Source organism: Mameliella sp. LZ-28 (assembly GCF_012274245.1).
Lineage (GTDB): Bacteria > Pseudomonadota > Alphaproteobacteria > Rhodobacterales > Rhodobacteraceae > Antarctobacter > Antarctobacter albus.
This window is the reverse complement of the sequence record NZ_JAANYX010000034.1, coordinates 170051-194588: the sequence shown is the minus strand read 5'-3', so window position 1 is coordinate 194588 and position 24538 is coordinate 170051. Positions and strand designations below refer to the sequence as shown.

Annotated in this window: 26 protein-coding genes; 10 read left to right on the top strand and 16 right to left on the bottom strand. The window is 65.3% G+C overall.

Features of this window, described 5'->3' with window-relative positions:
* Nucleotides 1–18: 18 nt before the first annotated feature.
* Both G9Q80_RS21070 and G9Q80_RS21065 read left to right on the top strand, forming a co-directional pair.
* Nucleotides 19–1503, top strand: a complete 1485-nt coding sequence (locus G9Q80_RS21070; protein ID WP_088715229.1) for an AMP nucleosidase — start codon at nt 19–21, stop codon at nt 1501–1503.
* A 134-nt stretch (nt 1504–1637) separates the two neighbouring features.
* The gene (locus G9Q80_RS21065) at nt 1638–1925 is read left to right on the top strand and encodes an HU family DNA-binding protein (protein ID WP_043136303.1); all 288 of its coding nucleotides are present in this window, start codon (nt 1638–1640) and stop codon (nt 1923–1925) included.
* A gap of 126 nt (nt 1926–2051) precedes the next feature.
* Here the strand turns inward: G9Q80_RS21065 and G9Q80_RS21060 are convergent, their stop codons facing one another.
* From G9Q80_RS21060 to G9Q80_RS21050, 3 genes are all read right to left on the bottom strand, one after another.
* Complete coding sequence (locus G9Q80_RS21060; RefSeq protein ID WP_088715230.1) at nt 2052–2648, bottom strand: ImmA/IrrE family metallo-endopeptidase; 597 nt, start codon at nt 2646–2648, stop codon at nt 2052–2054.
* 123 nt (nt 2649–2771) lie between these two features.
* Nucleotides 2772–3467 carry a GNAT family N-acetyltransferase gene (locus G9Q80_RS21055; protein ID WP_088715231.1) on the bottom strand — a complete coding sequence of 232 codons (696 nt, stop codon included), beginning with the start codon at nt 3465–3467 and terminating at the stop codon, nt 2772–2774.
* The gene (locus G9Q80_RS21050) at nt 3468–4859 is read right to left on the bottom strand and encodes an aminotransferase family protein (RefSeq protein ID WP_088715232.1); all 1392 of its coding nucleotides are present in this window, start codon (nt 4857–4859) and stop codon (nt 3468–3470) included. It lies immediately after the preceding gene.
* A gap of 369 nt (nt 4860–5228) precedes the next feature.
* Between G9Q80_RS21050 and G9Q80_RS21045 the strand changes: the two genes are divergently transcribed.
* The 3 genes from G9Q80_RS21045 to G9Q80_RS21035 all read left to right on the top strand — a co-directional run bounded on the left by G9Q80_RS21045 (nt 5229) and on the right by G9Q80_RS21035 (nt 8439).
* Nucleotides 5229–6230 (top strand): taurine ABC transporter substrate-binding protein, encoded by a 1002-nt coding sequence (locus G9Q80_RS21045; RefSeq protein WP_088669616.1) that lies wholly within the window; start codon nt 5229–5231, stop codon nt 6228–6230.
* 117 nt (nt 6231–6347) lie between these two features.
* Nucleotides 6348–7154: a taurine ABC transporter ATP-binding protein gene (locus tag G9Q80_RS21040; protein WP_043136316.1), complete on the top strand. Its 807-nt coding sequence runs from the start codon at nt 6348–6350 to the stop codon at nt 7152–7154.
* A 19-nt stretch (nt 7155–7173) separates the two neighbouring features.
* On the top strand, nt 7174–8439 hold the full coding sequence (locus G9Q80_RS21035; RefSeq protein ID WP_088715233.1) for an ABC transporter permease: 1266 nt from the start codon (nt 7174–7176) through the stop codon (nt 8437–8439).
* Between the two features lie 129 nt (nt 8440–8568).
* On the opposite strand, the gene G9Q80_RS21030 is transcribed toward G9Q80_RS21035, so the two are convergent.
* Entirely contained in the window at nt 8569–9468 is a 900-nt protein-coding gene (locus G9Q80_RS21030) for a zinc-ribbon domain-containing protein (protein WP_088715234.1), read from the bottom strand.
* A 171-nt stretch (nt 9469–9639) separates the two neighbouring features.
* Here G9Q80_RS21030 and G9Q80_RS21025 point away from each other — a divergent pair, with 171 nt between their 5' ends.
* The 5 genes from G9Q80_RS21025 to G9Q80_RS21005 all read left to right on the top strand — a co-directional run bounded on the left by G9Q80_RS21025 (nt 9640) and on the right by G9Q80_RS21005 (nt 13351).
* A complete protein-coding gene (locus G9Q80_RS21025) occupies nt 9640–10317 on the top strand; it encodes a cell division ATP-binding protein FtsE (RefSeq protein ID WP_043136765.1) in 678 nt (225 codons plus the stop codon).
* Nucleotides 10314–11216: a cell division protein FtsX gene (locus tag G9Q80_RS21020; RefSeq protein WP_088715235.1), complete on the top strand. Its 903-nt coding sequence runs from the start codon at nt 10314–10316 to the stop codon at nt 11214–11216. Before G9Q80_RS21025 ends, G9Q80_RS21020 begins: the two co-directional genes overlap by 4 nt.
* Nucleotides 11216–11947: a lysophospholipid acyltransferase family protein gene (locus G9Q80_RS21015; protein ID WP_168246577.1), complete on the top strand. Its 732-nt coding sequence runs from the start codon at nt 11216–11218 to the stop codon at nt 11945–11947. Before G9Q80_RS21020 ends, G9Q80_RS21015 begins: the two co-directional genes overlap by 1 nt.
* Complete coding sequence (locus G9Q80_RS21010; RefSeq protein ID WP_088715236.1) at nt 11925–12530, top strand: pyridoxamine 5'-phosphate oxidase family protein; 606 nt, start codon at nt 11925–11927, stop codon at nt 12528–12530. The genes G9Q80_RS21015 and G9Q80_RS21010 overlap by 23 nt, the downstream gene beginning before the upstream one ends.
* Nucleotides 12531–12640: 110 nt before the next feature.
* On the top strand, nt 12641–13351 hold the full coding sequence (locus G9Q80_RS21005; protein ID WP_088715237.1) for an intradiol ring-cleavage dioxygenase: 711 nt from the start codon (nt 12641–12643) through the stop codon (nt 13349–13351).
* Between the two features lie 47 nt (nt 13352–13398).
* On the opposite strand, the gene G9Q80_RS21000 is transcribed toward G9Q80_RS21005, so the two are convergent.
* The 12 genes from G9Q80_RS21000 to sucD form a co-directional block, all read right to left on the bottom strand.
* Nucleotides 13399–13740, bottom strand: a complete 342-nt coding sequence (locus G9Q80_RS21000; RefSeq protein WP_088715238.1) for a hypothetical protein — start codon at nt 13738–13740, stop codon at nt 13399–13401.
* The gene (locus G9Q80_RS20995; RefSeq protein WP_043136329.1) at nt 13730–13975 is read right to left on the bottom strand and encodes a RebB family R body protein; all 246 of its coding nucleotides are present in this window, start codon (nt 13973–13975) and stop codon (nt 13730–13732) included. Before G9Q80_RS20995 ends, G9Q80_RS21000 begins: the two co-directional genes overlap by 11 nt.
* Nucleotides 13976–13986: 11 nt before the next feature.
* On the bottom strand, nt 13987–14202 hold the full coding sequence (locus G9Q80_RS20990) for a RebB family R body protein (protein WP_069209199.1): 216 nt from the start codon (nt 14200–14202) through the stop codon (nt 13987–13989).
* A 2-nt stretch (nt 14203–14204) separates the two neighbouring features.
* Nucleotides 14205–14501 carry a RebB family R body protein gene (locus G9Q80_RS20985; RefSeq protein ID WP_052244209.1) on the bottom strand — a complete coding sequence of 99 codons (297 nt, stop codon included), beginning with the start codon at nt 14499–14501 and terminating at the stop codon, nt 14205–14207.
* 14 nt (nt 14502–14515) lie between these two features.
* Entirely contained in the window at nt 14516–14692 is a 177-nt protein-coding gene (locus tag G9Q80_RS20980) for a hypothetical protein (protein ID WP_157903829.1), read from the bottom strand.
* 170 nt (nt 14693–14862) lie between these two features.
* Nucleotides 14863–16257, bottom strand: coding sequence for a dihydrolipoyl dehydrogenase (lpdA, locus tag G9Q80_RS20975; RefSeq protein WP_088715239.1), 1395 nt, complete (start codon nt 16255–16257; stop codon nt 14863–14865).
* 146 nt (nt 16258–16403) lie between these two features.
* Nucleotides 16404–16814: an MAPEG family protein gene (locus G9Q80_RS20970; protein ID WP_043136332.1), complete on the bottom strand. Its 411-nt coding sequence runs from the start codon at nt 16812–16814 to the stop codon at nt 16404–16406.
* A 55-nt stretch (nt 16815–16869) separates the two neighbouring features.
* Entirely contained in the window at nt 16870–17844 is a 975-nt protein-coding gene (locus tag G9Q80_RS20965; RefSeq protein WP_088715240.1) for a glycosyltransferase family 2 protein, read from the bottom strand.
* Entirely contained in the window at nt 17841–18260 is a 420-nt protein-coding gene (locus G9Q80_RS20960) for a hypothetical protein (RefSeq protein ID WP_133066406.1), read from the bottom strand. Before G9Q80_RS20960 ends, G9Q80_RS20965 begins: the two co-directional genes overlap by 4 nt.
* A 43-nt stretch (nt 18261–18303) precedes the next feature.
* Nucleotides 18304–19836 (bottom strand): 2-oxoglutarate dehydrogenase complex dihydrolipoyllysine-residue succinyltransferase, encoded by a 1533-nt coding sequence (odhB, locus tag G9Q80_RS20955; RefSeq protein ID WP_088715241.1) that lies wholly within the window; start codon nt 19834–19836, stop codon nt 18304–18306.
* Between the two features lie 4 nt (nt 19837–19840).
* Entirely contained in the window at nt 19841–22813 is a 2973-nt protein-coding gene (locus G9Q80_RS20950; RefSeq protein ID WP_088669627.1) for a 2-oxoglutarate dehydrogenase E1 component, read from the bottom strand.
* 790 nt (nt 22814–23603) lie between these two features.
* Nucleotides 23604–24485, bottom strand: coding sequence for a succinate--CoA ligase subunit alpha (gene sucD / locus G9Q80_RS20945; protein WP_043136337.1), 882 nt, complete (start codon nt 24483–24485; stop codon nt 23604–23606).
* Between the last annotated feature and the right edge of the window lie 53 nt (nt 24486–24538).

The following is a 24538-nucleotide window of genomic DNA, read 5'->3' as shown; positions in this document are numbered from 1 at the left end:
CAAAATCAGGGGGTGGTGATGCAGGACACGGCGGAAAATCTAGAGATCGTCACGCCCGATGTGCCGGGGCAGGAAAGCTACGATGACGCCGATCAGGCGGTCGAGCGGCTGTGCGAACTCTACGACGCAGCGGCGATTTTCCTGCGTGACGGGTTCCTCAAGGCGATGTCGGACGGGCACCCGGGCGTGCGCCTGCGGGCCTATTACCCCGAGATCCGGCTGACCACGACGCGCTTTGACAAGATCGACAGCCGGCTCAGCTTTGGTCATGTGACGCAGCCGGGCACCTATGCCACCACGGTCACGCGCCCGCACCTGTTCCGCAACTACCTGTCGCAGCAGATCGGCCTGTTGCTGGGCAACCACGGCGTCAAGATCCGCATCGGCCTGTCGACGACGCCCATGCCGGTGCATTTCGCCGTGGCCAATTTTCCGGACGTGACCGTCCCGCAGGAAGGCGCGGCCAATTTCGCGCTGCGCGATGTCTTTGATGTGCCGGACCTGACCACCACCAACGACGACATCGTCAACGGCCAGGCGCAGCCCGCCGCGGATGGGACCTTGCCCCTGGCGCCCTTCACCGCGCAGCGGGTGGATTACTCGCTGGCGCGGCTGGCCCATTACACCGCGACCGGCCCCGAGCATTTCCAGAACCACGTCCTGTTCACCAACTACCAGTTCTACGTCGACGAATTCGAGGCCTACGGCCGTGCCATGTTGGCCGATCCCAACAGCGGCTACACCAGCTTTGTCAGCACCGGCAATGCCGAGATCACCGACCCGGAGGCGCCGCTGCTGTCGCCCGAGCGGATGCCGCAGATGCCCACCTATCACCTCAAGCGGGGCAAGCAGCAGGGCATTACGCTGGTCAACATCGGGGTGGGGCCGTCGAACGCCAAGACCGCGACGGACCACATCGCCGTGCTGCGTCCGCACGCATGGCTGATGGTGGGGCATTGCGCGGGGCTGCGGAACTCGCAATCTCTGGGGGATTACGTCCTGGCCCATGCCTACCTGCGAGAGGACAAGGTGCTGGACGACGACCTGCCGGTCTGGGTGCCGATCCCGGCGCTGGCCGAGATCCAGATCGCGCTGGAAGACGCGGTCGAGGCCGAGACGCAATTGAGCGGTTTCGACCTCAAGCGCGTGATGCGGACCGGCACTGTGGCCTCGCTGGACAACCGCAACTGGGAGTTGCGCGAGAACGCAGGGCCGGTGAAACGGCTCAGCCAGTCGCGGGCCATCGCGCTGGACATGGAAAGCGCCACGATCGCGGCCAATGGATTCCGGTTCCGGGTGCCCTATGGCACCCTGCTCTGCGTCTCTGACCGGCCCCTGCACGGAGAGCTGAAGCTGCCCGGTATGGCCTCGGATTTCTATAGATCACAGGTCAGTCGGCACCTTCGCATTGGGATTCGTGCAATGGAAGCCTTGCGCGACATGCCGCTGGAACGTATCCACAGCCGGAAACTGCGCAGTTTCGAAGAAACTGCGTTCTTGTGACGTAGCGGAAACGGGCACAAAATGCACAATATAAGGGCCTGACGTGCCCCTAATCGTTGTGTTTTACCCCCATATCCGGTTTTATGTCGGATCAGAGGCCCAATGTAGAGACGGGCGGTGAAGGAGACCATGAAATGGCGAAACCGATGACCAAGACGCAGCTGGTGGCAGCACTGGCTGAAAAGATGGACGCGGACAAGAAGACGGCTGGTGCGGCACTGGACGCAATCGGCGAGATCATCACGGCCGAAGTGGCCGGCGGCGGCGCCGTGACCCTGCCCGGCGTTGGCAAGATCTATTGCCGTGAGCGCCCCGAGCGCATGGTGCGCAATCCCGCGACGGGCGAGCAGTTCAAGAAAGAAGCCGACAAGCAGGTCAAGGTGACCATTGCCAAGGCTCTCAAGGACAGCGTGAACGCCTGATCCCGGCGCGCGCCTTTGCGGCGCGCCATCGGGACCAAGGTCCCGGCAGAAATCTACAAGGGGTCGCTGCGGCGGCCCTTTGTCTTTTTTGGCGGCTTCCCTGTGTTCGGCGATGTGCGGGTCATGTCAGGGGCTGGTCGGCGTATCGGTGCGCGGCGTCCACTCGTACTTGTGACCCCCCGGGCCCTCCATCGGAATGTCCAGCATGGCGGCGCGTTCATAGACGACCTGCGTCGGCACGTTCAGCGTATCGGCGACCAGGTTCGCGCGCCCCTCGTACCAGAGGCTGCAGAACTCCTCGCGCGGCATCAGCAGCATCCGGGCAAAGCGCATCGCCTCTTTCTGGGCGGCACGGTTGGCGGGGCGATGCAGCGCCTGTATCCCGCAGCGCGGGTGTGCCTCGCGCGTGGTGGGGACATGCATGAGCCAGTAGCCGACCCCCATCGCGGCGATGAACCTGTCCTGGCGCGGCTTGCTTATCTTGGGCAGCCAGATACAGGCCTTTCGGTCCAGCGGCACGTCCAGCAGGATCTCATGCGGGGGGCCTGAATATTCCAGGTCGACGTTCAGGGCCCGGCACAAGGGATCCAGCGGCCCGCCGTCGCGTAGGGTCAGACCGGGTGTCTGGGACATCATGTCGTTTATCAGGTCCTCGATCTCGGCATTGGTGACGCCGGTCGCCATCGGCTCGACATAGGCATAGGATGGGTATCTGGACGGCATGGCAGCCTCCGCTAGGGCAAATCTTCGGGTTCATCGGCCAGGTTGCGGAGTTCTGTCACGCAAAGGGTTTCCAAACCCTCAAGAGGGGCGCAGTCCCATAAGATTGCAGGTTCTTTCCGGGTATCAGCCCGTGGCGCAGGCGCTCAGCGATTGCCGCTGCCGCCCGTCGGCGTCGAAATTCGCCGGGGCCAGCCATGTCTCAAAGGCGGTGCGCCGCGCGGGCCATTCGCAATCGATCACCGAATACCATGCGGTGTCGCGGTTGCGGCCCTTGTAGACCAGGGCCTGCCGGAAAATGCCCTCGAAGGTAAAGCCCAGCCGCAGCGCGGCCCGGCGCGACGGCGCGTTCAAGGCGTCGCATTTCCATTCGTAGCGGCGATAGCCGAGGTCCTCGAAGACATGGCGCATTAGCAGGTACTGCACCTCTGTTGCCGCGCGGGTGCCCTGCAACGCGGGCGAAAAGTGGATGAAGCCGACCTCGATGGAGGCGGCCTGCGGGTTGATCCGCAAGAGCGACAGGAACCCGACGGGACGATCATCGACCAGGACCGTGTAGAAAAGCGGATCGCGGCTGTTGGCCTTGGTCGCTGTCCAGGCACGGGCCGCGTCACGGTCGGCAAAGGGCGTCTCGTCGCCCAGGTAGGTCCAGCCGGCGGGATCGGTGAAGACCTCGAAAAAGCCGTCGGCATGATCCGCCGACAGCGGCACCAGCGTCGCAACCTCGCCGCGCAAGGCGGTGTGCGGGGGCAGCGGGCGGGGCAGGTCCAGCGCGACGGGCAGCCCGATGGGCTGCCCGTATCCGTTCAGGCGATGGTCCATTCAGCCAAAGACGCGCCCAAGCGCGCCGTCCACCGCCGAGACGATCTGGTCGATGTCGTCCTTGGTGGCGATCAGCGCCGGGGAGAAGCACAGCGTATTGTTGCGCCCGGGGACAGAGCGGTTGGTGGCGCCGATGATGACGCCCTGGCCCATGCAGTCGCCCACGACGGCCTGTACCTGCGCCTCGGGCACCGGCTCCTTGCTGGTGCGGTCAGCCACCAGTTCGGCCCCCAGGAACAGGCCCTTGCCGCGCACGTCGCCGATCACCGCGTGGCGGTCGGCCAGCGCGTTCAGCTGGTCGGTCATGTAGTCGCCCATCGCCGCGGTATTGGCCAGCAGGCCCTCGTCCTCGATGATGGCCATGTTTTCGATCGCGGCGGCAGGCCCGGCCGTGCAGCCGCCAAAGGTGGAAATGTCGCGGAAGTAGTTCATCGGGTCGTCGGCATCGTCCTTGAACATGTCAAAGACACGTTCCGAGGTCACGCAGCAGGCAATGGCCGCATAGCCAGAGGCCACGCCCTTGGCCATCGTCACGAAGTCCGGTTCGATCCCGTAGTGCTGGTAGCCGAACCAGGTGCCGGTGCGGCCGACACCGCAGACCACCTCGTCGATGTGCAGCAGGATGTCGTACTTGCGGCAGATTTCCTGCACCTTCTGCCAATAGCCCTCGGGCGCGGGGATCACGCCGCCGCCCGCTGTCACCGGCTCCAGGCAGAGCCCGCCGATGGTATCGGGTCCTTCGGCCAGGATCACCTGTTCGATCTGGTCGGCAGCCCATTCGCCGTAGTTCACGGCGGGGGCGCCTTCCTGCTCGTGCTTGCGGTATTCCAGGCAGTGCGGCACGCGCACGAAACCGGGCGTGAAGGGGCCGTATTGCGCGTTGCGCTCATCCTGGCCGCCTGCTGACAGGCAGGCGATCGTGGTGCCGTGATAGTCGCGGTCCCGGTACAGGATCTTGTGCTTCTTGCCGCCATAACGCTTGTGCGCGATCTGGCGGATCATCTTGAAGGCCTTCTCGTTCGCCTCGGAGCCGGAGTTCGTGTAGTAGACGCGGGTCAGGCCCGGCATCTTCTCGATCAGCTTTTCGGCGAACAGGGCGCCGGGCACCGAACCGGCGGCCCCGGCAAAGTAGTTCACCCGCATCAGCTGGTCGTAGACGGCCTTGGCGATGCGCTCGCGCCCGTAGCCCACGTTGACTGTCCAGACACCGCCGGACACCGCGTCGAGGTGTTCCTTGCCCGCCTGGTTCCAGACGCGCATGCCCTTGCCTTCGATGATGATGTTCGGGTCCTTGCTGTCGAAGGCCTTGTGCTGCACCAGGTGGTGCCAGACATGCGCCTTGTCGGCCTCGACAACATGGCTGAGGTCGTTCTGGGAATAGGTTCCGTCCATTCTCTTGCCCTCCTTGGGTCATCTTGCCGGTCTTGCGCGGAATGCTAGCACATGAGCCAGATTAATGGGCAGCCGTTAGGGCCAGATCTGGCGCGCATATAGGGCCAGTTGAGGCGCAAAACGAATGTTCCAAGCCTGCGTTTACAGGGTTTTGTGGGGGTTTCCAGTGGGTTGAATTGTTTTGCCTTTCCGAAATGGGCAGGCTGTTGGCGCCAAATCGGGCAGGCATCGGGGAAAAATCGTTGATCCGTTGCCCATTTTCCGTTCCGAATTGACCAGAGCGCCCGGCACGAGGCGCTGCCGAGCGCACATTTGCGTGCGTGAAGACGCGCCGCCCAGGTGGCGGCAAGACAACACGGGAGAAGCGAAATGACATTGAAGACCACCCTCAAGGGCGCCGCTGCTGCGCTGGCCGTCATGGCGGGCACCACAGCTGTTTCCGCGCAGGAGATCACCGTGGGCTATTTCCTGGAATGGCCGATGCCCTTCCAGTACGCCAAGGCCGAAGGCATGTACGACGAGGCGATGGGCGTGACCATCAACTGGGTCAGCTTCGACACCGGTACTGCCATGTCGGCGGCGATGGCCTCGGGCGACGTGCAACTGTCGGTCAGCCAGGGCGTGCCGCCCTTCGTGGTGGCGACCTCGGCCGGGCAGGACCTGCAGATCCTCGACGTGGCGGTCAGCTATTCTGACAACGACAACTGCGTCGTGCTGGAAGCGCTGGAGATCGACAAGGATTCGGCCATCGAGCTGGAAGGCAAGAAGGTCGCCGTGCCGCTGGGCACTGCGGCGCATTACGGTTTCCTCAAGCAAATGAACCATTTCGGCGTCGACATCACCACGATGGAAGTGGTCGACATGGCGCCGCCGGACGGGGCCGCCGCGCTGGCACAAGGCTCGGTCGACATGGCCTGTGGCTGGGGCGGTTCGCTGCGCCGTATGAAGGAACACGGCAACGTGCTGCTCACCGGCGCCGAAAAGGAAGACCTGGGCATTCTCGTCTTCGACGTGACCTCGGGCCCGGCGGGCTGGGTGGCCGAGAATTCGGACATCGTGGCCAGCTTTCTTGCCGTAACAGCCGAGGCCAACGCCATGTGGGCGGACCCGGCCAACCACGACATGATGCTGCCTGTCATCGCCAAGGACGCTGGCATGGACGTGGATGCGACCGAGGCGACGATCTCGACCTTCGTCTTCCCCTCGGTGGATGATCAGCTGACCGCCAAGTGGCTGGGCGGCGGCGCGCAGGAGTTCATGAAGGGCGTGGCCGACGTCTTTGTCGAGGCCGGGTCCATCGACGCCGCGCTCGACAGCTATGATGCCAACGTCAACACCGGTCCGCTGAGTTCGGCCGCCGGCGGCATGTAGGATCCGGCTTCGGGGGGCGGCACCGGTCGCCCCCCGGGCACGCGCTCACCACAGAGATTTTGCACGGCGGGCACGCCCTTGCGGTCCCGCAGCCGGATCCAACCGGAAGGCCCCACCATGAGCGGACTCTCCATCGACAACCTGTCCATGCGCTTTGACCTGCCCAACGGCACCTCGGTCCAGGCGCTCAAGGATGTTTCACTGCAACTGGCCGAAGGCGAACTGTTGAGCGTGCTGGGCCCGTCTGGCTGCGGCAAGACCACGCTATTGAACATCGTCGCGGGGTTCCTGGCCCCGACCGAGGGGCAGATCACCCTGAACGGCCATGTCGTCAAGGGGCCGGACGCGGAACGCGGCATGGTGTTCCAGCAGGGCGCGCTGTTCGAATGGATGAACGTGCGCGACAATGTCAGTTTCGGGCCCCGCATGGCCGGCAAGCGGAAACGGGACTGGGGGCAGCACGTCGATCACCTGCTGGACGTGGTCGGCCTGCGCGACTTCAAGGAAAAGGCGGTCTACGAACTGTCGGGCGGGATGCAGCAACGGGTCGCCCTGGCCCGCTGCCTGGCCAACGACCCGGACGTGATCCTGATGGACGAACCGCTGGGCGCGCTGGACGCGCTGACGCGGGAAAAGATGCAGGGCCTCGTGCTGAAGCTCTGGAAGGAGACCGGCAAGACCATCATCCTGATCACGCATTCGGTCGAAGAGGCGCTTTTACTGGGCGAACGCCTGCTGGTCATGGCGCCGCGCCCGGGCCGCATCCACCGTGAATACCGGTTGCCCTTTGCCGACATGGGGGTGAACGCCGACCTGCGCGAGGTCAAGAAACACCCCGATTTCGGGCAAAGACGCGAAGAGATCCTGGGCATGATCTGGGACATGGAAGAGGAAATCATGGGACGGGCGGAGGAAAGCGCATGATCCGGGCGGAGCAGGTGCAATGATCGTATTCGCAATCTACATCGCGATCTTCGTCGTCTCGTTCTTCGTCGTGAAATTCGTCGTCCACAAGACGGTGACGGATTACACCTCTCTCAAGACCGTAACCTTCGGTGACGAAAGCGCCGTGACCCCGAACCGCATCGCCAGCGTCATCTCGGTGCTGTCGATCTTCCTGCTCTGGGGGGCCTTCACCGGGTCATCCTATGTGCCCCGTTTCCTGCACGCGCCGGGGCCCTTCATCGGCGACGCGGTCTTTACCTATACCGCCGAGGCCGAGGGGCAGGCGCCCGATGATGCCACCGTGACGGTGCGTGTCTTCGAGGTGGGAACGGACGTGGACGACCCCAAGGTCGCGCCGGGGGACGGCTGGGCCAAGAACGACGTCGATACCGTGGGCGCCTGGCGTTCGGGGCTGATCCGCGTCGACCGCAACGACGACTTCGGTCGCGACGAGGGCCACAGGGTCGTCGCCGTGAACGGCGAGCCCATCGCTCCGGGCCAGTCTGTACAGACGGAATTCGGCCGTGTCGGCATGTCACCCAAGGGCACGCTGAATTTCGAACCGGCGAAGGGCTGGCAGATGGAGCCGATCTGGCTGCCGCCGCCCGAGGCCGTGTTGGCCCGCCTGGGCGAGATTGCCAGCGAGGGCTACCGCGACTCGACGCTGTGGGAGCATCTCGGCTATTCGCTTTTCCGGGTCGTTGTCGGATTCTTCTTTGGCGCGCTCGTGGGCATCCCGCTGGGCTACGCGATGGGCCTCAGCAACTGGTTCCGCGGCTGGTTTGACCCGATCGTCGAATTCATGCGGCCGGTGCCGCCCCTGGCGCTGATCCCGCTGGTCATCATCTGGGCGGGCATCGGCGAGGTCGGCAAGATCATCCTGCTGTTCCTGGCCGCGCTCTGGATCATGGCCATCGCGGCGCGCGCCGGTGTCTCGGGCGTGGCGATTTCCAAGGTGCACGCGGCCTATTCGCTGGGGGCCTCGAAGTTCCAGATCATGCGGCATGTCATCGTGCCGAATTCGCTGCCGGAGATCTTCACCGGCGCGCGCGTTGCGATGGGGGTCTGCTGGGGCACGGTGGTCGCCGCCGAGCTTGTCGCCGCCGAAAAAGGAGCGGGCATGATGATCATGGTGGCGTCGAAGTTCCAACTGACCGACATCGTCATCATGGGGATCATCCTGATCGGCGTGATCGGCTTTGGTATCGATATCCTGATGCGCATGGCCGAAAAGGCGCTGGTGCCCTGGAAAGGGCGGGTCTGAAGCGCAGCGGCGGCGGCGTCCTGCGCTTGTCGGGGCCTTTGGCCCCAACGTCGCCCCGCCCGCCGTCCCGCCATCGGCGCCAAAGGGCACCGTCGGACCTGCCAGCGAACGGGCCCATCGGGACTGGTGTCAGTCGCCCGCCGGGGGATCGGCGGGTTCCGCCGTCTCGGAGCTCATCTGGTCAAGCTGCTGCATCAGGGCCGTGACCCGGGCATCCAGCCATGTCCGGCCCTTGTTGACCGTTTCGACATAGCTTTGCAGGTAAGGGGCGATCTGCGGGAACTGCGCCGAGAGCCGCGGTGTCGCAACGTAAAGGCCCACGCCAAGCGCTGCCACCATCACCACCAGCATGAAGCCGCGGGCAAAGGGGCTGCCGGTCTGGCGCGGCGAGGTCTGTGACGGGCGACCGGCGTCGCGGTCGACCACACGGGGTTCCGAGGCCGAGCGGAGGGTCTGGTTGATCTCTTCGACATCCGGCAACATGTCGCGCCGCGAGGCGGCCGCCGCAGCCGCTGCGGCGGCGTGCAATGCGGCATCGTCCTGTTCCGGTTTCGCCTTTGGCTCGGGGCGCCTGGGCGGCTCTTGGACGTCCTCGCCCTTGAGCCGTGCCATGCGCTCGCGGCTTTCGCGGGCGCGGCGGGCCTGTTCGGATTCCGCGGGCGGCTCCAACCCAAGGTCGGGCTGCGTTTCCAGCCCTTCGGTGGCCCGCTGGCGCGCTTCGAATTCGCGTTCCTCGCGAAACAGCTCGGCCATTTCCGGGTCGATGCTGCTGCGCGGTGCGGTGTCCGCCGGGATCGGTGCGCTGGTGCCGTCCTCGTCCGGGTCGAGGTCAGGGTCCTCTATGGTGGGCGAGGTCGGGTCCGGCGCGGGTTTGGGCGCACGCTCGGGGCGGGCGGCGGGAGGCTGCGTCACGCGCTTCTGGAACCAGGTGTGCCCGCAGTTCGAGCACTGCACGTCGCGGCCCGCCTCGGGGATCACCTCGAGGGGCACGTCGTATTGAGCGCCGCAATTTGGGCAAACCAGCCGCATTCCGCCTTGTCCCCGTCTTTTCCGTCCCTTGCGGGGCGTCACCGCCCCGCGTGAACCTTAAGCTGCCCGTATCGGCGGGAAAAGTCCAATTCTGCGCGGCTTGCGTTGCAACGGCCCGATGGCTCGGGCAAAACTGCCGGCGAAACTGACAAGGCAGAGGCAGAACCGCCCGTGATCGAGCTGGACAACGTGGCCTATTCCTACAGCGGCGCGGCGATCCTCTCCGGGGTCAGCCTGCAGCTTGCTCCGGGGTCGTTCCATTTCCTGACCGGGCCGTCCGGCTCGGGCAAGACAACCTTCCTGAAACTCTGCTACGGAGCGCTGCGCCCGACCGAAGGGCAGGTGTCGATCTTTGACGAGGACCTGGCCGCGATGGACCGCGACGCGGTGGCGATGGCCCGGCGTCGGATCGGCGTCGTGCACCAGGATTGCCAGTTCCTCGACCACCTGCCGGTGGCCGAGAACGTGGCCCTGCCGCTGACGGTCTCGGGGCAGGCCTCGCCCGACCAGGCCGACAACCTGCGCGAGCTGATGACATGGGTCGGCCTGACCGAGAAGTTCGAGGCCCTGCCGCCGGAATTGTCGGGGGGCGAACGCCAGCGCGCCGCGCTGGCCCGGGCGCTGATCCTGTCGCCGGATGTGATCCTGGCCGATGAACCCACCGGCAACGTCGACTGGGAAATGTCCCAGCGCCTGCTGCGCCTGCTGGTCGAGCTCAACCGGATGGGCAAGACCGTGATGATCGCCACCCATGACCTCATGCTGATCCGCGCGGCCAAGAGCCTTGTGAACGCGCGCAACCTGCGTATAGCCGGCGGCACGCTGCAGGCGGCGGGGGCGGACCTATGAACGCGCTGGACCGGATCAAGACGCTGGCGGCCCGGGACGCGGGCGCGGACCGGGTGGTGCCCCCGGCGGGTTTTACCGTGCGGCTGACACTGTTCACCGCCGCCGCGATGGCCTTTCTGACGGTCTTTGCCCTGGCGCTGTCGCTGGCGGCGGGGCGCTTGGCGACCAGCTGGGGAGAGGACCTGGCCCGCGCCTCGACCATCCGTATTTCGGCGCCCGAGGGACAGCTTGCGGCGCAGACCGCTGCCGTCCTTCGGGTGCTGGAACAGACGCCCGGCGTCGCCTCGGCCCGGGCGCTGTCGCCCGAGGAGCAGCGCGCGCTGCTGGAACCCTGGTTCGGCCCCGACCTGCCGGTCGAGAGCCTTCCCATGCCGCAGCTTGTCGAGGTGCAGGAAACCGGCGACGGCTACGATGCCGACGGCCTCCGCCTGCGGTTGCAGGCTGAGGCGCCTGGCGCGGTCTTGGACGAACACAGCCGCTGGCGGCGGCCGCTGGTGACGGCGGCGGGACGGCTGCGCCTTCTGGGCTGGGTGGCGATCCTGCTGATCGGCGCGGCCACCGGGGCGATGGTGACGCTGGCCGCCAACGCGGCGCTGGCGGCGAACGCGCAGGTCATCGCGGTGCTGCGACTGGTCGGCGCCACCGACGGTTATATCGCGGGGGCCTTTGTGCGCCGCTTTACCCTGCGGACGCTGGCCGGGGCGGCGGCGGGCACGCTGATCGGCCTGCTGGCCCTGCTGGTCATGCCGGCGGGCGGGGACACGGGGGGCATCCTGACCGGGCTGCGCTTTGCCGGGCTGCAATGGCTCTGGCCGCTGTTCGTGCCGCCGCTGGCCGCCGTGGTGGCCTTTTTCGCAACCGAACTGGCCGCGCGCCGTGTCCTGGGAGAATTGGCCTGATGCGATGGGTGATGTCGTTCCTGTTCGTGATCCAGATGTACGCCATGATGGCGATCATGGGGATCGTCTTTCTGCCCTGGGCGCTGGTGTCGCGCCACGGGGCCCGCACGGCCTGCCGCACCTATTGCCGCTGGGTCCGCCTGACCGCGCGCCTTATGGTCGGGCTGCGCACAGAGGTGCGCGGTGAGGTCCCGCAGGGCGAGGTTCTGATCGCCTCCAAGCACCAGAGTTTCCTGGACATCATCCTGATCTTCGGCGCCGTTCCGGCGGGCAAGTTCATCATGAAACGAGAGCTGATGTGGGCGCCGGTGATCGGCCAGTACGCCCTGCGCATCGGCTGTGTCCCGGTCGAGCGCGGCAAGCGCGGGCAGGCCATCGCGCGCATGGTCAAGGACGTGGCACGCGGTGCCGCCGTTCCCGGCCAGCTCATCATCTACCCGCAGGGCACCCGGATCGCGCCGGGGGTCAAGGCGCCCTTCAAGGTTGGGACCGCGATCCTCTACGAACAAACTGGCCAGCCCTGTGTGCCTGCGGCGACGAACGTCGGCCTGTTCTGGCCACGCAAGGGTATCTACCGCAAGCCCGGGCTGGCGGTGGTGGAATTCCTGCCGGTGATCCAGCCGGGGCTGGAAAAATACGCTTTTCTCGAAAGGCTCGAGACAGAGGTGGAAACCGCCTCCAACGCGCTGATGAAGGAGGCCGGGTTCGATGCCGAAAGTCACCACGCTTGAGGAGTTGCACGCGCATTACGAAGCGCCCGTTCCCACCTCGCTCAAGAAGGTTGCGCGCCATCTGACCCCGCTCTACCGCCGCTGGATCGAAGGCGCGCGGTTCGCCGTCCTGTCGACGGTCGGGCCTGAGGGCGTGCATGGCTCGCCGCGTGGCGACGACGGGCCAGTGGTGCGGGTGGCGGATGAACGGACGGTGTTGATGCCGGATTGGTGGGGGAACAACCGGCTCGATTGCCTGCGCGACATCGTGCAGGACGGGCGCGCGGCGTTGCTGTTCCTGGTGCCGGGGACAAACACCACCGTGCGGGTCAACGGGCGGGCACACCTGACCGATGACGAGGACCTGCGCCGCAGCTTTGCCAAGGGCGACCGCCTGCCCGCCACGGTGATCGTGCTGGAAGTGGCAGAAGTCTATACCCAATGCGCCAAGGCACTGATGCGCTCGCGCCTCTGGACCTGCGGGGATCTGTCGGACGGACTGCCCACCACCGGAGAGATCCTGGCCGACATGTCGGACGGCGAACATGGCGGCAAGGACTATGACCGGACCTATCCGGAGTACGCCAAGCCCCGGCTGTGGTGACGAAGTGCGCCGAAAGGTGCGCGGCTGCACAGGCCATGTTCATCAGCACGGAGAGCGAAACCACGTCCTGATCCGTTTCATCCTGTGAACACGATCGAAAGGACATCCGCATGAGCACAGCTTCGACGACGCGCCGCGCCCTTCTGGCAGGCTTTGCCGCCTCTCCTATCGCCGTGGCGGGGGTGGGCGCCTTTCCCCGGGCGGCGCGCGCGCAGGCCCAGGCGGCTGGGCTGATCACGCCCAATGTCTGCATGGTCCTGCCTGAGACGACCGAGGGGCCCTACTACTTCGATCCCGAGCTTGTCCGCCGCGACATCACCGAGGGGCGCGAGGGCGAGGCGATGCGCCTGCAATTGCAGGTGGTCGACGCGGATTGCCAACCGATCGAAGGGGCCCGCGTGGACATCTGGCATTGCGATGCGCGCGGGATCTACTCGGGCTACAGGAACCGGGGCACCGACTTCGACGCGCGGGGCGAGACATTCCTGCGCGGAACGCAGACCACCGGCGACCGGGGCGTGGCGACGTTCGACACGATTTATCCCGGCTGGTATCCGGGCCGCACGACGCATATCCACTACAAGGTCTTCCTGGATGAGCGCAGCGTTCTGACCAGCCAGATCTTCTTTCCCGATGCGCTCAGCGAATACCTGTTCCAGGCAGTCGCCCCCTACAACGAGCGCGAGGACCCACGCGACACGATGAACCGGGACGACTGGATCGCACAACGTGCGGGTGAGGGCGCCTTTGCCGCGATCCGCGAACAGGCGTCGGGATATGACGCGGCGCTGGTTGTCGGGATCGACCCGGGCAACGCGTGACCGGATCAAGCCCGGCGCGGGGGGAGCACCGCGCCGGGCGCAGAGGCTCAGGCCAGGGCCTTTTCGGCCTCGGCCAGCATCGAGCGGGCGCGGTCCACGGCTGAATTGGCCGTGTCCATGATGGCCTGGCCCGCTTCGACATTGCCCTCTGCCTGTTTCGATACCGCCAGTGACATGGCGGCCTCGCTCAGGACCTGCATCCGGCGCAGATGCGCCACGGCGTCCTGCAGCGCCATGCTGAGCGCCAGGGTGCGGGCCTCGGCCTCGGCGTTCTTGGCCAGGTTCGCAGCCTCTGCCGGGGCCATCTGGCGGAGCTTGGTGACGGTGTCCGCGATCTGGCTGTTGACTTCGGCGCCGCCGGGCGCGGCCGTGTCGGATTTATCCGCCATGCGTGTCCCCCGATCCCGAAGCCTGCCCCATCCGTTTCAACGCCGCGGCAAGCGCCGCGTCGGCCAAGACCTGCGTGGCCTCCTGCTGGGCGGCTGCGGCCTGTGTGCTTGTTGCCAGGGCGGCCACCAACCCCTGTGACAACAGCGCCTGCGCCACGGAGCCGGCGGTCCCCAGCGTCATCAGCGTCGTCTGGCTGACTGTATCGGTGACCTGGCTGTTTGCCATGTTCGGCATGATGATCCCCCTTACGGTGTCAGCCCGGCAGCGGCCCGCACGATCACGGCCTGCCGCAAGAGCGTCATGTTGGTAGAGCCGCTCTGCAGAGCAGCCACCCGCAAGCCCGCCGCACTGGACGAGGCCTGAAGGCTGGTGGCGACGGCATGGGCCGCCGCCTGGCCCAAAACGGACAGATTGCTTTGGCTGACGGCATCCGTGACTTGGGGGTTTTCGGTTTCGGGCATGCTCAGGACCCTCCGGAGGCGGGCTTGCCTTTGGTCGGTTCGGATGCGTCCACGGCATCCTGCAGGCTGTGAGTGCCGGACTTGAGGCTGTACATCTGCATGACGCCCTGGTTCGCCGCGGCCTGGGCCAGGATATTGGCCTGCTGCTGGGCGTTCACGGCGTTTTCGAAAAGGATGCCGGTGCTGTGCGACATCGCCTGGTAGAGCGACCCAAGGGCCATTGCGGGCGCTTCGCTGACAACCTTGACGTTGGACTGCGTCACCGCGTCGGTGACTTGTGGATTGACGGTTTCGACCATGATGGCATTCCTTTTCAATCTTTTCCTGGGTTCAGAATCTTCGCGATGGCCTCTGCCGTTTCCTGCAATTGGGCCTGTTGGCGCGCCTGTTGAGCTTCGACGGCTTCAAACATCATCCGTGAGATGTTTTCGGCGGTACGCAGCCCGGCCAGGGCCACGGCCTCGGCAGAGTCGAGATCATTTTCGGACATGTGCTTTCCCTCGCGTCTTGTAACGTTAGGGGAGAGTTGAATTTGCCGAAAGCATTATTTTGGTTGTATTTCGGGGATGAGGGACGCCGCCCAAAGAAAAGACCCGCGACCAAGGGGGCGCGGGTCTGGGGATCGGACGCCCCGGGGGACGTCCGTTTGTGTTGTGTCGATCACATGTGGATCGGACCGTCGCCACAGGCCAGCGCCGCTTCGCGCACCGCCTCGGAGAAGGTCGGGTGCGCGTGGCAGGTCAGGGCCACGTCCTCGGCGGAGGCGCCAAACTCCATCGCCACGCAGATCTCGTGGATCAGGTCGCCCGCGCCCGGTCCGATGATATGGCAGCCCAGCAAGCGGTCGGTTTCCTTGTCGGCCAGCAGCTTGACGAAGCCCTCACCCTGGAACACGGCCTTGGCCCGCGCATTGCCCATGAAGGAAAACTTGCCAACCTTGTAGGCGCGGCCCGCATCCTTCAGCTCCTGCTCGGTCTGGCCGACACTGGCCACCTCGGGGGCGGTATAGATCACGCCCGGGATAACGCCATAATTGACGTGGCCGTGTTTGCCGGCGATCACCTCGGCGCAGGCCATGCCCTCGTCCTCGGCTTTGTGTGCCAGCATCGGGCCGTCGATCACGTCGCCGATGGCATAGACGCCCGGCACGTTGGTGCGCCACTGGCCGTCGGTCTTGATCTGGCCGCGCTCGCTCATCTCGATGCCCAGCTTGTCCAGGCCCAGCCCTTCGGTGAAGGGGCGCCGCCCGGTGGCGCAGAGCACCACGTCCGCGTCCACGGTTTCCTCGCTGTCGTCCTTGCGCAGCTTGTAGGTCACCTTGGCCTTGGTCTTGGTCGCTTCGACCTTTTGCACCGCCGCCCCCATGACAAAGCTCATGCCCTGTTTTTCGAGGATCTTCTTGAACTGGCGCTGCACTTCGGCGTCCATGCCGGGCGTGATCGCGTCGAGGAACTCGATCACCTGCACCTCCGTGCCGAGGCGCGCATAGACCGATCCCATCTCCAGCCCGATGACGCCGGCGCCGATGACGATCATCTTCTTCGGCACCTTGCCCAGCTCCAGCGCACCGGTCGAGGTCACGACAACCTTTTCGTCGACGGTCACGTCCGCGCCGGGCACGGGCGAGGCCTCGGACCCGGATGCGATGATGATGTTCTTGGCCTCGTGGACCTCGTCACCCACCTTGACCTTGCCCGCCTCGGGGATCGAGCCCCAGCCCTTGAGCCAGTCGATCTTGTTCTTCTTGAACAGGAATTCGATGCCCTTGGTGTTCTGGCCGATCACGTCGTCCTTGTAGGCCAGCATCTGTTTCCAGTCGACCGAGGGTGCCTTGCCCTTGAGGCCCATCTTGGCAAAGTTGTGCTCTGCCTCGTGCAGCTGGTGGCTGGCGTGCAAGAGCGCCTTGGAGGGGATGCAGCCCACGTTCAGGCAGGTGCCGCCCAGGGTCTCGCGCCCCTCGACGCAGGCGGTTTTCAGCCCCAGCTGCGCGCAGCGGATCGCGGCGACGTAGCCGCCGGGGCCCGCGCCGATCACGATGACGTCGTATTGTGCCATGTCGTTTTCCTTTCACTGTCGTTGTTCAGGGGAGGCGATGGCGCGTGGCGCCCCGACTGCCGGTGGCAGGCTCCCCGGGATGATTTTTCTCAAAGAAGGGCCGGGCCTGTGTTTTGTCCACAGCGGATATGTCCGATCTGGAAGTGTCACAGCACTGCCAGCAGCAGCATGAGGACAGTGGCGGCAAAACCCGCCAGCCAGATCAGGGACCGCCAGGGCGCCCAGCCGAAGTAGTAGGCCGGCACGTAGAGGATGCGCGCCAGCAGGTAGAGGCCCGAAAGTGCCGCCGTGATCCCGTTGCCCTGGTCCGACCAGGTGATGACGAAAACGGCGATGGCGAAAAGGATCAGCCCCTCGAAATGGTTGTCGAGCGCGCGTTTCAGACGGGCGGTTTTCACCGACAGCTGGTCCTCCAGCGACCCGCCCAGCCGGTCGCGGTCGCGCGGGCTCATGGTCTTTCCCATGCCCAGTTCGAGGTTGGCGGGCACGGACATCAGGACGTATTGCACCACCTGCAACAGCGCGGCGAGGGTGAGGGCGGTCAGCTCGGGCGTCATCGTGTCCCTCCGTCCCGGGCGTGCCCCGGCACCTTCGAGTGGCGGGCCGTTTCGGTCATGCCGGGTCCTTTCTGCGCGTCCAGGCCGCGCGGTTCACAGGGGTCAGCAACTGGGCACGGGTGTCCCTGAACCACGCCTGGCAGGCGGCCTCGGCCTGTGCAATGGCCGGATCACGTCGCCACTCTGCCAGGGTTGCGCGCAGGGCCGGGGCGCGGTCGGCGAGGCGCCTTTCCTCGACCTCGTTGCGGTTGGCGGCGCGGTGCCATGCGCTGTTCAGGTGATATTTCCCCTCGCCCAGCTTGCCCTGGCCGTCGCCGCGATTGTTCTTCATTAGGAAACAGTCCTCGGACCGGATCGCATAGTGAAACAATTGCGCGGTCCTGGCGCGGGCGGCGATGTAATGCGGGCGAAAGCGGGCGCTTTTCGCATTGTAGAGCGTGCGATTGTCCAGCCTTTCTCCATCCGGCGTCATCACCACGGGCTCTGGCACCTGCGGGTCGAGCGGGTTGTGATCCGTGGCGCGGGCAAAACTGGCCAGTTTGAACAGGCACTTGGTCTTGGTCTCTCGCGGGACGGGGCGCGGTTCGGCGCGGGTATTGCGTTCTGACACCAGGTCGCCGGGTGACCAATCGGTCACACCACTGTCGCCGAACGCCCGCCAGGGGATCGCGACGCAATCGGCCTGATCCGTGCGGGCCAGCAGGTCCGCCAGCGTGCCGTCCAGCAGCGCGAGGAACTCGTCGCTGTCGATGTGCAGGACATGGGTGATGCCCTGATCGCGCGCATGAGCCAGGACCTGATCCATACCGCTGTCCTGCGGCGCCGAGCCCTTGGGGACGTCTTGCCGGATATGAGTGACGAGGCCGCGCGCCGCGAGCGCATCCAGCAGCGTATCCGACCCGTCGGTGCAATCGTTCGTCACGACGATGACCTGCTCAAAGCCGAGCGCGCGATGATGCGCCAGCCATTCCAGCACGAAGATTCCTTCGTTTCGCATGCAGGCGGCGAGGGCGATGCGGGCCGATGTCATGTGACCCTCGCCGTGGGACGGAGGCTGACCAGCAGCAGAATTGCTCCGGGAGCCAGTACAATAACGGGGAGAACCCAATACGCGTTCTCAGATAGCCAGCGCTGGATTGCGTGCTGGATTTTTGGATATTTCTCAATCCAGAACAAAAGAAAAAGAATGAACAAAACGATGTCTACCGCGCGTGCAAAGCGCCGTCTTGGCTTTTCGGGACCGCTATCTCGTCCCTGCCCATGTGTCACAAAACCAAAAATCAAAGGCACCAGGTACAAGGACAACAGCGCAAACCCTTGAAAACCCGTCTTGTAAACTGGCTCATCCCCCAACAGCAGAAAGACACCCGCAACGATGGAAACGAGCCCGGACCAGAAGGTGATCTTCCGGACGTGTGACAACGATGTGGGAAAAGGGTTCAGCATGATCGGGGCCTAAGAATAGGCGGGGTTTCCCCCGCCCATCCAATCACAGATCCATCAACAGGCGGCGCGGGTCTTCCAGCGCCTCTTTCACCCGCACAAGGAAGGTCACAGCGCCTTTGCCGTCGACGATGCGGTGATCGTAGGACAGGGCCAGATACATCATCGGGCGGATCTTGATCTCGCCGTTGATGACCATCGGACGGTCCTGGATCTTGTGCATGCCAAGAATACCCGACTGCGGGGGGTTCAGGATCGGTGAGGACATCAGCGAGCCATAGACACCGCCGTTCGAGATGGTGAAGGTGCCGCCCTGCATTTCCGCCATCGACAGCTTGCCGTCACGGGCGCGCTTGCCTTTCTCGGCGATCGCCTTCTCGATCTCGGCAAAGCTCATCTTGTCCGCGTCGCGGATCACCGGAACCACGAGGCCCTGAGGCGTGCCCGCAGCGATGCCCATGTGCACGAAGTTCTTGTAGACGATCTCGTTTCCGTCGATCTCCGCGTTGACCTCGGGCACTTCCTTCAGGGCGTGGCAGCAGGCCTTGGTGAAGAAGGACATAAAGCCAAGCCGTGCGCCGTGCTTCTTCTCGAAAAGGTCCTTGTACTCCTTCCGCAGGGCCATCGTCTCGGTCATGTCCACCTCGTTGTAGGTGGTCAGGATCGCGGCGGTGTTCTGCGCGTCCTTGAGACGGCGGGCGATGGTCTGGCGCAGACGGGTCATCTTGACCCGCTCCTCGCGGCCCGCGTCCTCGGCCGGGACCGGCGCGCGCGGCGCGGAGGCGGGGGCCGATGCGGCAGGCGCGGCGGATGCGGCAGCCACGGCGGCGGCTACATCGGCCTTGGTGGCACGACCGTCACGCCCGGTGCCCTGCACCTGCTCGCGCTTGATCCCGGCCTCGGCGATTGCCTTCTCGGCGGCGGGGCCGTCCTTGATGTCCTTGCCCGGACCGCCGTCGCCGGCGGGCGGGGTCTGGTACTGCTTGCCCTGCGCGGCCTCGTCCGGCGCCGGAGCGGCGGCCACGGCGGCCCCGCCCGAGGACAGGACCGCCAGCTTGGCGTCCGCCTGCACGGTGGTGCCTTCCTCGGCGACGATCTCTGTCAGCGTGCCTGCGGCGGGGGCGGGCACCTCGACGGACACCTTGTCGGTTTCCAGTTCGCAGAGCATCTCATCCTGCGCGACCGTGTCGCCGACCTTCTTGAACCAGGTCGAAACGGTCGCCTCGGACACGCTTTCGCCCAGCGTCGGCACCATGACGTCGACGCTCTCGCCGCCGCCGCTGCTTTCCTTGGCCTCGGCCGCCGGTTCGGGTTTGGCCGTGGGCGCGCTTTCGGCGCCAGCGGCCCCTTCCGAGATATTGGCCAGCAGGGCATCGACGCCCACGGTCTCACCTTCGGCGGCGACGATGTCGCTCAGCGTTCCGGCGACGGGCGAGGGAACCTCGACCGTGACCTTGTCGGTTTCAAGCTCGCAGAGCATTTCGTCCACCGCCACGGCATCGCCGGGCTTCTTGAACCAGGTTGCGACCGTTGCTTCGGTCACCGATTCCCCAAGTGTGGGAACACGCACTTCGGTCATGGTCTTACTTTCCTTCCACTGTCAGCGCTTCGTCAACAAGCGCCTCTTGCTGTGCTTTGTGCTGGCTGGCCAGGCCCGTGGCGGGGCTGGCCGATGTGGCGCGGCCCACGTAGCGCGGGCGCGGATGCGTGGCGCCGATACGGCCCAGCACCCATTCGATATTGGGTTCGATAAAGCCCCAGGCGCCCTGGTTCTTGGGCTCTTCCTGGCACCAGAGCATCTCGGCCCCCTTGAAGCGTTCCAGTTCCTTGACCAGCGAAATCGCCGGGAAGGGATAGAACTGTTCGACCCGCAGCAGGTAGACGTCGTCGATGCCGCGCGCGTCGCGTTCCTCGAGCAGGTCGTAGTAGACCTTGCCCGAACACATCACCACGCGCTTGATCTTGTCGTCCGCCACCAGCTTGGTTTCGCTCTCGCCGGATTCCGCGCTGTCCCAGAGAACCCGGTGGAACGAGGAATTGGTGGTGAACATGTCGGCGTTCGACACGCAGAGTTTGTGCCGCAGCAGCGATTTCGGCGTCATCAGGATCAGCGGCTTGCGGAAGGTCCGGTGCAGCTGACGGCGCAGGATGTGGAAATAGTTCGCGGGCGTCGAACAGTTCGCCACGATCCAGTTGTCCTGCCCGCACATCTGCAGAAAGCGTTCCAGACGCGCCGAGGAGTGTTCCGGCCCCTGGCCCTCGAAGCCGTGCGGCAGCAGGCAGACAAGGCCCGACATCCGCAGCCATTTCGATTCACCCGAGCTGATGAACTGGTCGAACATGATCTGCGCGCCGTTGGCGAAATCGCCGAACTGCGCTTCCCAGAGGGTCAGCGCATTGGGTTCCGCCAGCGAATAACCGTATTCGAACCCCAGCACCGCGTATTCCGACAGGGCGCTGTCGATCACCTCGAACCGGGCCTGTCCTTCGCGGATGTTGTTGAGCGGGTAGTAACGCTCTTCGGTCTCCTGGTTCACGATGCCCGAATGGCGCTGCGAAAAGGTGCCGCGCGTCGAATCCTGACCCGCCAGGCGCACCGGGTAGCCCTCCAGTTGCAACGAGCCGAAGGCCAGGGCCTCGGCCGTGGCCCAGTCAAAGCCTTCGCCGGTCTCGAACATCTTGGCGCGGCTTTCCAGCAGACGTCCCACGGTGCGGTGTACCGGGAACCCGTCAGGCAGGTGGGTCAGGGCGTTGCCGACGTCGGCCAGGGCCTTTTCGGAAATCGAAGTCTTGCCGCGCTGGTACTTGCCCTCTTTCTGCTTGTCGAGGTGGCTCCACCGGCCATCCAGCCAGTCCGCCTTGTTCGGGCGATAGACCTTGCCGGCCTCGAATTCCTCGTTCAGCAGCGCCTGGAAGGCGGCCTTCATGTCCTCGATCTCGCCCTCGGGGATCAGACCGTCCTTGACCAGCCGTTCCGTGTAGAGAGTCAGCGTGGTCTTCTGCTTCTTGATCTTGTTGTACATGATCGGGTTGGTGAACATGGGCTCGTCGCCCTCGTTATGACCGAACCGGCGATAGCAGAAGATGTCGATGACCACGTCCTTGCCGAATTTCTGGCGGAACTCGGTTGCGACCTTGGCGGCATGCACCACGGCCTCGGGGTCGTCGCCGTTGACGTGGAAGATCGGCGCCTCGACCACCAGCGCGTTGTCGGTGGGATAGGGCGACGAGCGCGAGAAGTGCGGCGCGGTGGTAAAGCCGATCTGGTTGTTTACCACGATGTGGATCGTGCCGCCGGTGCGGTGCCCGCGCAGGCCCGACAGGGCGAAACATTCCGCCACCACGCCCTGGCCGGCAAAGGCCGCGTCGCCGTGCAGAAGGATCGGCATGACCTGGATGCGGTCATGGTCGTGGTACTGGTCCTGCTTGGCGCGGACCTTGCCCAGGACCACCGGGTTCACCGCCTCGAGGTGGCTGGGGTTGGCGGTCAGCGACAGGTGGACCGGATGGCCGTCAAAGGTGCGGTCGGAAGAGGCGCCGAGGTGGTATTTCACGTCGCCCGAACCGTCCACGTCCTCGGGCTTGAAGCTGCCGCCCTGGAATTCGTTGAAGATCGCCTTGTAGGGTTTGTTCATCACGTTCGCCAGCACCGACAGGCGGCCGCGGTGGGGCATTCCGATGACGATTTCCTTGACGCCCAGGTTGCCGCCGCGCTTGATGATCTGCTCCATCGCGGGGATCAGGCTTTCGCCGCCATCCAGGCCGAACCGCTTGGTGCCCATGTACTTGACGTGCAGGAACTTCTCGAAGCCCTCGGCCTCGACCATCTTGTTCAGGATCGCCTTGCGGCCTTCGCGGGTGAACTTGACCTCCTTGCCAAAGCCCTCGATCCGCTCCTTCAGCCAGCTGGCCTGTTCGGGGTCCGAGATGTGCATGTACTGCAGGGCGAAGGTGCCGCAATAGGTGCGCTTGATGATCGACAGGATCTCGCGCAGCGATGCGATCTGCAGGCCCAGCACGTTGTCGATGAAGATCGGGCGATCCATGTCGCCCTCGGTGAAGCCATAGGACTTGGGATCAAGCTCGGGGTGGTTCGAGGTGTCGCGCAGGCCCAGCGGGTCAAGATCGGCGGCCAGGTGGCCCCGGATCCGGTAGGCGCGGATGATCATCAGGGCGCGGATGCTGTCCAGCACGGCACGCTGCACCTGGTCGTCCGTGACCTTGACGCCCTGTTCCTCGGCCTTGTCCTTGATCTTCTTGCCGGCGCCCTTGGCCTCGGCCGGAACTGCGGGCATCGGCCATTCACCGGTCAGCGCCCCGGTCAGGTCATCCTCGAGCGCAGGCGGCCAGTCGGCGCGGGCCCAGCTGGGGCCGCTGGCCTCCTTGCGCACGTCCGCCTCTGCATCGCCCAACTGGCGAAAGAACTCGGCCCAGGCATCGTCGACCGCGTTCGGATCGGCGGCATAGCGGGCGTACATCTGTTCGAGGTACTCCGCGTTGTGCCCCTGCATGAAGCTGGAGGCATGGAAGAGGTCGTTGGGGCTTTGGTCGGTCATTGAGGCACCTCGTTGGGGTTGGGACCGTATTCGTTGGGACCGGGGTGAGAGGGTTTGGCAAGCCATCGGAGGATGGCGACCAATGTCTCCAGGTAACCGATGAACATGAAAGGAAGGGCCATCGGGAAATGCTGCCGACCGGCGCGCCACGACAAGGTCCGTTCAGTGAGGAAACAGGTCCTTGTTGCATGGCCCGGTGACGTAGGCATGTTCGTCGTGGCGGCTGTCATGGATGCACCTCGTCTAGCGGGGCGGCATTGCACGACAGGCACAGCGGCGCTCCCGCTGCCCATCCGGCAAGACAGCAGCTGAGCAGCAGCGCACCGGTCGCAAGGTTTACCAGCCGCCAGTGCCCGGAGGTCTCCCGCTTCGGCTGCATGCCTGCCCGGCTCATAACAATCTCTGCGCTCTCCAATTCCGGTCCCAGTATGTCACGGCGGGCGTTCACGTGAAGGCTTGACGGACCGGACAGGGGAGCCGCGGGCATGAGACGATGGAAGACCGGGCTACGGAAGTGCGTCCGGACCTGCGCCAGAAGTTGGGGCGCCGCATGGTGCATGTCTGGGGGGAAATCCGGCGACAGGGCGGCAGCACCGGTTGTCGGTACGACAGCCTCCGGCAATGCGCTGGCCGCGCTGCCGTTCTTCCGCCGATCCGTGACACCGCGTGCCATCTGTCCTCTCCGTGCCCCGGGCCTGCCCCGGGGCCTCCTGATGTGGCGCCCGGTCCGGATCTCTCCGGGCCGGGCCGTTGGGTCAGGTCATGCCGGGCAGGGCGCCCGGCGCCGCGTTCAGCCGATGGCCTTCAGCACGGCCTCGCCCAGCGTCGCGGGGCTGTCGGCCACCACGATGCCGGCGGCGTTCATCGCCTCGATCTTGTCCTCGGCGCCGCCCTTGCCGCCGGCGACAATTGCGCCCGCGTGGCCCATGCGGCGGCCCGGAGGTGCCGTGCGGCCGGCGATGAAACCGGCGGTGGGCTTCCAGCGGCCCTTCTTCTTTTCGTCGGCCAGGAACTGTGCCGCTTCTTCCTCGGCGGAGCCGCCGATCTCGCCGATCATGATGATCGCCTCGGTTTCGTCATCGGCCAGGAACCATTCCAGCACGTCGATATGCTCGGTGCCCTTGATCGGGTCGCCGCCGATGCCGACGCAGGTCGACTGGCCCAGGCCCACGTCGGTGGTCTGCTTGACCGCCTCGTAGGTCAGCGTGCCGGAACGCGACACGACGCCGACCTTGCCGCGCTTGTGGATGTGGCCCGGCATGATGCCGATCTTGCAGGCGTCCGGCGTGATGACACCGGGGCAGTTCGGACCGATCAGGACGGACTGCGAGGTTTCCAGCGCGCGCTTGACCTTCATCATGTCCAGCACCGGGATGCCCTCGGTGATGCAGACGATCAGCTCCATTTCGGCGTCGATGGCTTCGAGGATCGAATCCGCGGCGAAGGGCGGCGGGACATAGATCACAGAGGCATTGGCCTCGGTCACATGCTTTGCCTCGTGGACCGAGTTGAAGACCGGCAGGTCCAGGTGCGTCTGTCCGCCTTTGCCCGGGGTCACGCCGCCGACCATCTTGGTGCCGTAGGCAATCGCCTGCTCGGTGTGGAAGGTGCCTTGCGAGCCGGTGAGGCCCTGGCAGATCACTTTGGTGTTTTCATCGATGAGGACGGCCATGTGCTTTCCTGTCTTTGGGTGATGATCAAGCAGCGCGGCTGCGCGGCGTCGGG

Coding starts and splice junctions, on each gene's coding strand:
- G9Q80_RS20990 (WP_069209199.1), bottom strand. CDS start 14,202: ATGCCCGAAACCGAAAACCCCCAAGTCACGGATGCCGTCAGCCAAAGC.
- odhB (WP_088715241.1), bottom strand. CDS start 19,836: ATGACCGAAGTGCGTGTTCCCACACTTGGGGAATCGGTGACCGAAGCA.
- G9Q80_RS21020 (WP_088715235.1), top strand. CDS start 10,314: ATGAACGCGCTGGACCGGATCAAGACGCTGGCGGCCCGGGACGCGGGC.
- G9Q80_RS20970 (WP_043136332.1), bottom strand. CDS start 16,814: ATGACGCCCGAGCTGACCGCCCTCACCCTCGCCGCGCTGTTGCAGGTG.
- G9Q80_RS21070 (WP_088715229.1), top strand. CDS start 19: ATGCAGGACACGGCGGAAAATCTAGAGATCGTCACGCCCGATGTGCCG.
- G9Q80_RS21055 (WP_088715231.1), bottom strand. CDS start 3,467: ATGGACCATCGCCTGAACGGATACGGGCAGCCCATCGGGCTGCCCGTC.
- sucD (WP_043136337.1), bottom strand. CDS start 24,485: ATGGCCGTCCTCATCGATGAAAACACCAAAGTGATCTGCCAGGGCCTC.
- G9Q80_RS21005 (WP_088715237.1), top strand. CDS start 12,641: ATGAGCACAGCTTCGACGACGCGCCGCGCCCTTCTGGCAGGCTTTGCC.
- G9Q80_RS21065 (WP_043136303.1), top strand. CDS start 1,638: ATGGCGAAACCGATGACCAAGACGCAGCTGGTGGCAGCACTGGCTGAA.
- G9Q80_RS21045 (WP_088669616.1), top strand. CDS start 5,229: ATGACATTGAAGACCACCCTCAAGGGCGCCGCTGCTGCGCTGGCCGTC.
- G9Q80_RS21060 (WP_088715230.1), bottom strand. CDS start 2,648: ATGCCGTCCAGATACCCATCCTATGCCTATGTCGAGCCGATGGCGACC.
- G9Q80_RS21015 (WP_168246577.1), top strand. CDS start 11,216: ATGCGATGGGTGATGTCGTTCCTGTTCGTGATCCAGATGTACGCCATG.
- G9Q80_RS20965 (WP_088715240.1), bottom strand. CDS start 17,844: ATGACATCGGCCCGCATCGCCCTCGCCGCCTGCATGCGAAACGAAGGA.
- G9Q80_RS21035 (WP_088715233.1), top strand. CDS start 7,174: ATGATCGTATTCGCAATCTACATCGCGATCTTCGTCGTCTCGTTCTTC.
- G9Q80_RS20995 (WP_043136329.1), bottom strand. CDS start 13,975: ATGCCGAACATGGCAAACAGCCAGGTCACCGATACAGTCAGCCAGACG.
- G9Q80_RS20950 (WP_088669627.1), bottom strand. CDS start 22,813: ATGACCGACCAAAGCCCCAACGACCTCTTCCATGCCTCCAGCTTCATG.
- lpdA (WP_088715239.1), bottom strand. CDS start 16,257: ATGGCACAATACGACGTCATCGTGATCGGCGCGGGCCCCGGCGGCTAC.
- G9Q80_RS20960 (WP_133066406.1), bottom strand. CDS start 18,260: ATGCTGAACCCTTTTCCCACATCGTTGTCACACGTCCGGAAGATCACC.
- G9Q80_RS20980 (WP_157903829.1), bottom strand. CDS start 14,692: ATGTCCGAAAATGATCTCGACTCTGCCGAGGCCGTGGCCCTGGCCGGG.
- G9Q80_RS21010 (WP_088715236.1), top strand. CDS start 11,925: ATGCCGAAAGTCACCACGCTTGAGGAGTTGCACGCGCATTACGAAGCG.
- G9Q80_RS21030 (WP_088715234.1), bottom strand. CDS start 9,468: ATGCGGCTGGTTTGCCCAAATTGCGGCGCTCAATACGACGTGCCCCTC.
- G9Q80_RS21040 (WP_043136316.1), top strand. CDS start 6,348: ATGAGCGGACTCTCCATCGACAACCTGTCCATGCGCTTTGACCTGCCC.
- G9Q80_RS21000 (WP_088715238.1), bottom strand. CDS start 13,740: ATGGCGGATAAATCCGACACGGCCGCGCCCGGCGGCGCCGAAGTCAAC.
- G9Q80_RS20985 (WP_052244209.1), bottom strand. CDS start 14,501: ATGGTCGAAACCGTCAATCCACAAGTCACCGACGCGGTGACGCAGTCC.
- G9Q80_RS21050 (WP_088715232.1), bottom strand. CDS start 4,859: ATGGACGGAACCTATTCCCAGAACGACCTCAGCCATGTTGTCGAGGCC.